This is a genomic window from uncultured Campylobacter sp. (genome assembly GCF_937997405.1).
Lineage (GTDB): Bacteria > Campylobacterota > Campylobacteria > Campylobacterales > Campylobacteraceae > Campylobacter_B.
In genome coordinates, this window is the sequence record NZ_CALKTL010000002.1 from 1 (window position 1) to 7,057 (window position 7,057).

Here is a 7,057-nt window from a genome sequence, read left to right on the forward strand (position 1 = left end):
TCAGCTTAGATGCTAAAAAGAAAACCATCATCATAGAAAAAGGTCCCGATGCCGAAAATAATATCTGCCGGGGAGCGTATGGATTACCGGGCGTCCCTAAAATGCTATCGGAGCCTATTCAAGTAAAAAGCTATTAATTTACGCGATTTGCGAGCGGATTAGATTTATCGCGGCGGATTTAAGAGCTGGAATTTATATAAATTTTGTCTTAAATTTACGCCGCCTTGTGCGCACGAAAGTGATCTGATCGGGAATCAGATAAAGTTGTGTGCTTTGGTGTGAAATTTAGCCACGATTTGGACGGGTCTAAGTTCCATAAAATTACGCGGTTAGAATTTTAACGCCGTTTTAAGATTATTTTTGTAAAATCACATTTCTTTTTCACCGCTGGCGGGCTCATAGCTCAGTTGGTTAGAGCATCCGGCTCATAACCGGATGGTCCTAGGTTCAAGTCCTAGTGAGCCCACCACCACAAAATTTTTTGCTTTTCACTACATCAAAATCCGCAAAATTCTATAAATTTCATGCGTCGTTTTTCCTTTGAAATTCCGCTTCATAACTTCAAAAGACAAAGCTTGCCGCATAATTTCAGCTTTAAAATGCGGCAAGCTCGCGATTGAATTTTCAAATTTAACTTTCATTTGGCGACCGATTAAATTTTATTTTATGGCAAGTTGCGGTAGAATTCCGTTAAAATTCTTAGTGCAGGGAGATGTCCATGTCAGAAAATCAAACGAAAAAAGGCGGAATTTTAGCCTTTTATTTTAACTCAAGCTTGCTTTGGCGCATCATTATCGCTTTAGTGTTGGGCTCTGCGATTGGTATGTTACTACCTAAAAATATGCCGGTGGGTGATACCACGTGGGTGGCGATTTTAACGCCTTTGGGAGATCTTTTCGTGCGGCTTTTAAAGATGATCATGGTGCCTATCATCATCTGCTCGCTCATCGTGGGCACGAGCAGCATCTCGCCCGCGCACCTGGGCAAAGTAGGCGTTAAGGCGATCATATTTTACGCTATAACGACGCTTTTTGCGATCGTCATCGGTCTAGCGTGTGCGTTTGTATTTTCTCCAGGTAGCGGGCTTGATCTAAGCGATGCGTCCAAGGCTGTCGAAAAGGCAGCGAACGCGCCTAGTATGAGTAAAATTTTGCTTAATATAATTCCTACGAATCCTTTTGATTCCATAGCCAAGGGCGAAATTTTGCCGATTATCGCGTTTTGCTTATTTCTTGGCGTAGGGCTTGCGTTTTGCCGCGACAGTAGTGATGCTCGTATTAAAAATTCCGCTGATACGGTTTATAATTTTTTCGACGGAATGAGCGAGATTATGTTTAAGGTCGTGCACTGGGTAATGCAATACGCACCAATTGGCGTTTTTGCGCTAATGTTTGTAGTGTTTAATAAAAGCGGTATCGAGGCTTTCAGCTCGCTATTAAATGTCACGATTACCCTATACGTGGGACTTGCGATTCAAGTATTTGCGGTTTATTGCGTTATTTGTATGCTTATCGGAGTTAGCCCGATTAAATTCCTTAAAAAAGTGCGTCCGCCGATGCTTACGGCTTTTGTTACCCGCAGCTCCAACGGCACGCTTCCGATTACGATGCAAACCGCCGAAGATATGGGAATTCCAAAGGCGATCTACGGCTTTGTTTTGCCCGTGGGCGCTACGGTGAATATGAACGGCACGACCGTGTATTTGGGTGTATGCACGCTCTTTATCGCTAATGCTTGCGGTATTGATCTAAACAGCAGCCACTACCTCACGATCATCATCACTTCGATGCTTGCGGCGATCGGAACTGCCGGAGTTCCGGGAGCTGGTGCGCTGATGCTGCTTTTAGTGCTCGAATCTATCGGCGTCAAGGTAAGCGGTAATGTAGCGATCGCTTACGGAATGATTTTAGGCATTGATGCGATTTTGGATATGGGGCGAACCTCGATGAACGTAACGGGCGATGTTGTGGCGTCGATCTACGTCGCAAAGAGCGAAAACGAAATGGATATGAGTAAGTGGGAAAATTAGCCCAAGTAAAATTTAGAAAGGACGAGCTATGAAAAGAGTTGGAATTATCGGTGGAATGGGACCTTTGGCGAGTGCGGATCTGTATATGAAGATCATAGAAGAGACTGCTGCGGGTAGCGATCAAGAAAATATTCCGCTTGTAATCGATAGTTATCCGCAGATTGAAGATCGCACAGCATTTATCTTAGGCAAAGGTGAAAATCCGCTTCCGCGCCTAAGCGAGAGCGCCGTTAGGCTCAAAAATGCAGGCTGCAAGGCGTTTGCGATGGCGTGCAACACGGCGCATTTTTTTGCAGACGATGTAGAAGCTGCGGCGGAAATCCCGCTAATTCATATCGCCGAGGTCACCGTAAAAGCGATCCGCAAAAATTATCCAAATGCCCATAAAATCGCTGTGCTAGCCACTATCGGTACAAAAAAAGCTAAAATTTATGACGATCCGCTCAAAGAAGCAGGGCTAATCAGCGTGGAGCTTGGCGAAGAAAATCAAGCGGTTTTGATGGATTGCATCTACAAAGGCGTTAAGGCGGGCAAGACTGCCGAATACGTGGGGGCTTTTGAGAATTTGCTAGGCAAAATCGATGCTGATATTTATGTTGTTGCCTGCACTGAGCTGCCGCTATTTTTGCCATTAATCAAAAGCGATAAAATTTTCGTCGATCCTACTAGAGAGCTTGCTAAAGCGATCGCGGAATTCTCAAGATCGTAGAGCTGTAAGGCTTTGCAGGCGGAATTTTAAACCGCAAAATTTTACGACGATTTAAGTCGTAGAATTTTGCGGAATTGCGTTGGCTCAAAATTCCATCGAGGTGAAATTTTATGATAGTGGAATTTCATCACAGCATTTTAAGCTTAGAATTTTGTCAAAATTTAAACCGCAGATCCAGAATGTAAAACCTCCGAAATAAAATTCCGTAACAAAATTTGCTCGTAAAATTTCGCGCTGAAATTTAAGCTAAAATTCCACTAAATTTGACCGTTTCTAAAGCCCGAATTTAATATAATCTCCAAATCAAAAAAGGACCAAAAATGAGCGACTACACCCACCTGCACCTTCACACCGAGTATTCGCTGCTAGACGGCGCGAATAAAGTAAGCGAGCTCGCCGAGCTTTTACAAAGCCGCGGCACCAAGGCGTGCGCGATCACCGACCACGGCAATATGTTCGGCGCGATAGACTTTTATCAGACGATGAAAAAGCACGGCATTAAGCCGATCATCGGCATCGAGACCTATCTGCACAACCACGACGACATCGGCGATAAAAGCGACCGCCAGCGCTATCACTTGATACTACTTGCCAAAAATGAGACGGGCTACAAAAATCTGATGTATCTTAGCTCGCGCGCGTTTTTGGACGGCTTCTACTACTACCCGAGGATCAACAAAAAAATTTTAAAAGAGCACAGCGAGGGGCTCATCTGCTCCTCGGCGTGCCTAGCGGGCGAGGTGGAATTTCATCTAAATAGAAGCGAGCGAAATTTAAAGCGTGGCGCGGGCGGCTACGAAGCGGCGAAAAAAGCGGCGCTTGAGTATAAGGAAATTTTCGGCGAGGATTTTTATCTCGAGATCATGCGCCACGGCATTGGCGAGCAGTTAAATGTCGATAAAGACCTCATCCGCCTCTCGCGCGAAATCGGCGTCAAGATCATCGCCACCAACGACGCTCACTACTCGCGCAAGGATCGCGCCAAGGCTCACGACGTCTATCAGTGCATCTCGATGGGCAAGACGATCAACGACGGCGACCGCCTAAAACACGTCGTTTCAGAATTTTACGTAAAAAGCGACGAGGAGATGAGGCGGCTTTTTGCGGACATCCCCGAAGTGATCGAAAATACCGCCGAGATCGTAGAAAAATGCAATTTGAAATTTGCTTTCGACGAGAAGGACTACGCGCCGACGCCGCCGAATTTTAAATTTACGATCGAATACGCCGCTAGGCTCGGGCTTTCGCTGCCGCAGCCCTCGGAGCGCTATAGCTTTGCAAACGATGATTTTTTATTCGATCATCTCTGCCGCGAGGGGCTTAAAGAGCGCCTTAAATTTATCGACCCACAGAAACACGAAATTTATCGCGAGCGCCTGGAAAAGGAGCTTGCCATCATCAAAAACATGCATTTTTCGGGCTATATGGTCATCGTGCAGGATTTCATCAACTGGGCGAAGGATCACGACATCCCGGTTGGCCCCGGTCGCGGCTCTGCGGCGGGTAGCATCTGCGCGTATGCACTTCGCATTACCGACCTCGATCCAATCCCCTATAATCTGCTTTTTGAGCGATTTTTAAATCCGTCGCGTATCTCGATGCCCGACATCGACGTGGATTTTTGCCAGGCGCGCAGAGGCGAGGTGATCGACTACGTCATCGATCAGTACGGCAAATACAACGTCGCGCAGGTTGCGACCTTCGGTAAGCTGCTCGCGCGCGGCGTCATCCGCGACGTGGCTCGCGTCTGCGACATGCCACTTTCACAAGCCGATAAGATGGCGAAGTTGATCCCCGATAAGCTCGGTATCACGCTCAAACAGGCTTACGACGCCGAGCCGAAGCTGAAGGAATTTATCGACGCAGATCCGATCGCACAGCAGGTTTGGGAGTTTGCGCTGGGCCTTGAAGGGCTAAATCGCAACGCAGGAATGCATGCCGCGGGAGTGGTGATCTCAAACGAGCCGCTGTGGAACAAAGCGCCGCTATTTAAGCAGGATAAGGGCGAGGATGCGCGCCTAGTAACGCAATACACCAAAAACTATCTCGAGGACGTCGATCTGATAAAATTTGACTTCCTTGGCCTTAAAAACCTCGATGTGATCGATAATGCCATCAAGCTCGTCAAGCGCCGCTATAATCGCGACATAGTTTGGGAGGAGATAGACTTTAACGATCCGCAAACTTACAAAACCATTCAAAGCGGCAACACGCTGGGGATTTTCCAGATCGAGGGCGCGGGCATGCAGGATCTGGCGATGAACCTGCGCCCCGACCGCTTCGAGGATATCATCGCGATGATCTCGCTCTATCGCCCGGGGCCGATGGATCTAATCCCCGATTTTATCAGGATCAAACACGGCGAGCTAAAAGCAAGCTATATTTTCCCCGAGATAAGAGAAATTTTAGAGCCAACATATGGCATCATCGTCTATCAAGAGCAGGTTATGCAGATCGTGCAGAAGGTGGGCGGCTTTAGCTTGGGCGATGCCGATCTGGTGCGCCGCGCGATGGGTAAAAAGGATGAGAAGAAGCTCGCTCACATGCGAGAGCAGTATCTAAGCGGCGCCAAAGAGCTGGGCTTTGACGTAGCTAAGGCAGATGAGCTATTTGATCTGATTATGAAATTTGCCTCCTACGGCTTTAACAAATCCCATGCCGCGGCGTATTCAATGATCACCTTTCAAACGGCCTATCTTAAGACCTACTATCCGGCGGAGTTTATGGCGGCGCTGCTTACTTCGGAGGAGGGCAATACCAATAAAATTTCAAAATATATCGACGAGGCTAGCCGTCTAGGCATCGGGCTTTTGCCGCCGTCGATCAATCAAAGCTTAAGAGGCTTTAGCGTCGTGGACGACGAAAATTCCAAATCTGGCACCTCGATCATCTACGGCCTAGGAGCGATTAAGGGCGTGGGCGGCGCTGCAATCGAGAATATATTAGAGCTTCAAAGCGAGGCTAAATTTCAAAGCATCGACGATTTTGCTTCGCGAGTGGATAATTTCCGCGTCAATAAAAAGGTCATCGAGTCGCTGATCTACGCAGGCGCGATGGATTGTCTGGGCAAGAGTCGATTAGCGATGATTCAAAATATGGAAAATATCCTAGATGTGATGAAGAAGATCACCGAGATTAAAAAGGACGCCGAGAGCTCGCTTTTTGGCGAGGATGAGGATATGACGAGCGGTATGAGCGTAAGCTTCGTCGATACCGATAAAGAATTTCCGCAGGGCGAAATTTTAAAATTCGAGCAGCAGACCGTGGGCGTGTATCTCTCGGGGCATCCGCTGGATGATTATAAAGAGGAGATGGAGGGCATCGACTATACGCTATCCTCGGCGTTTAGCGAGATCGAGGGCGATAGCGCCGAGGTGCTTAGCGTGGGGCGGATCGAGGATCTGTCCACGCGCATGACAAAAACGGGCAAAAAAATGGGGATTTTAAACGTGCTTGATCTGCACGGCAGCTTCGAGCTAGCGGTGTTTGATAACGCGCTAAAGGCGATCGAAAACTTAAGCCCGCAGGAGCGGGAGCATCCGTATGCCTTTATGATTAAAATTTCAAAAAGTGCGGTCGGCGGCGCGGCGTATCAGCTGTCGTTTCTTTCGATGATGAGCCTGCAAAACGCTCGAGATGCGAGCTTTCGTCCACGCGCGGGAGTATTTTTGAGCGAGAATCCACTCAAAGCCTACGCCGCGCAGCTTGGCGCGATCGCGCATACCAAATCGAACGAATTCGACGAACTGGTGGGCGAAGAGGACGCGAGCGTTAAAATTTTGTGCGTCGGTAAGATCGAAAACGTCTTTGCGCGCACGACTAAATCGGGCAAGCAGATGGCAAATCTAACGGTGCTTGATCTTGCGGGCAGCTTCGAGATGAGTGCGTTCGGCGATATTTGTGATGCGGTCACTGCGCTAACGGACGCGGAGCTGGAGCGCCCGATGGCGTTTTGGGCACGGCTTAGCAAAAACACATCCCCTTACGGCGGGAAATTTCAAATTTATCTGGATGAAATTTTAACTCTAGATGCCGCGCAGAATATCGACGGCTACGTACCTAGCAAGGTGCGAGGCTTTGGCGGTAGGGAGCGCGGAGGCTTTAACGGCGGCAATTCCGGCTTCGGCGGCGAACGAAGTGGCAGCTACGGCGGCGGGAATTTTGCTGAGCGAAGGGGCGGGTTTGCTGCGGAGGATCCCGTTCTTAAGGTGCGCAAAGAGCGCGAGACGCAGCGCAAAAACGCGCAGGATTTCGAGTGTGAGCTAAATTTGGGCGAGCTAAATCGCGAGAAGATTTATAAAATTTACCACCTCGCTTTT

General features: G+C 48.2%; 3 protein-coding genes and 1 tRNA gene. All 4 read left to right on the forward strand.

The features are described 5' to 3' along the window. Positions 1–392 precede the first annotated feature (392 nt). Positions 393–469 (forward strand) — tRNA-Ile (locus Q0372_RS00015). 249 nt (positions 470–718) lie between these two features. Next, positions 719–2,029, forward strand: a complete 1,311-nt coding sequence (locus Q0372_RS00020) for a dicarboxylate/amino acid:cation symporter (protein WP_297901296.1) — start codon at positions 719–721, stop codon at positions 2,027–2,029. 28 nt (positions 2,030–2,057) lie between these two features. Further along, complete coding sequence (locus tag Q0372_RS00025; RefSeq protein ID WP_298101196.1) at positions 2,058–2,738, forward strand: amino acid racemase; 681 nt, start codon at positions 2,058–2,060, stop codon at positions 2,736–2,738. Between the two features lie 320 nt (positions 2,739–3,058). Then, on the forward strand, positions 3,059–7,057 hold a 3,999-nt coding region (gene dnaE, locus Q0372_RS00030), incomplete at its 3' end, for a DNA polymerase III subunit alpha (protein WP_298101199.1).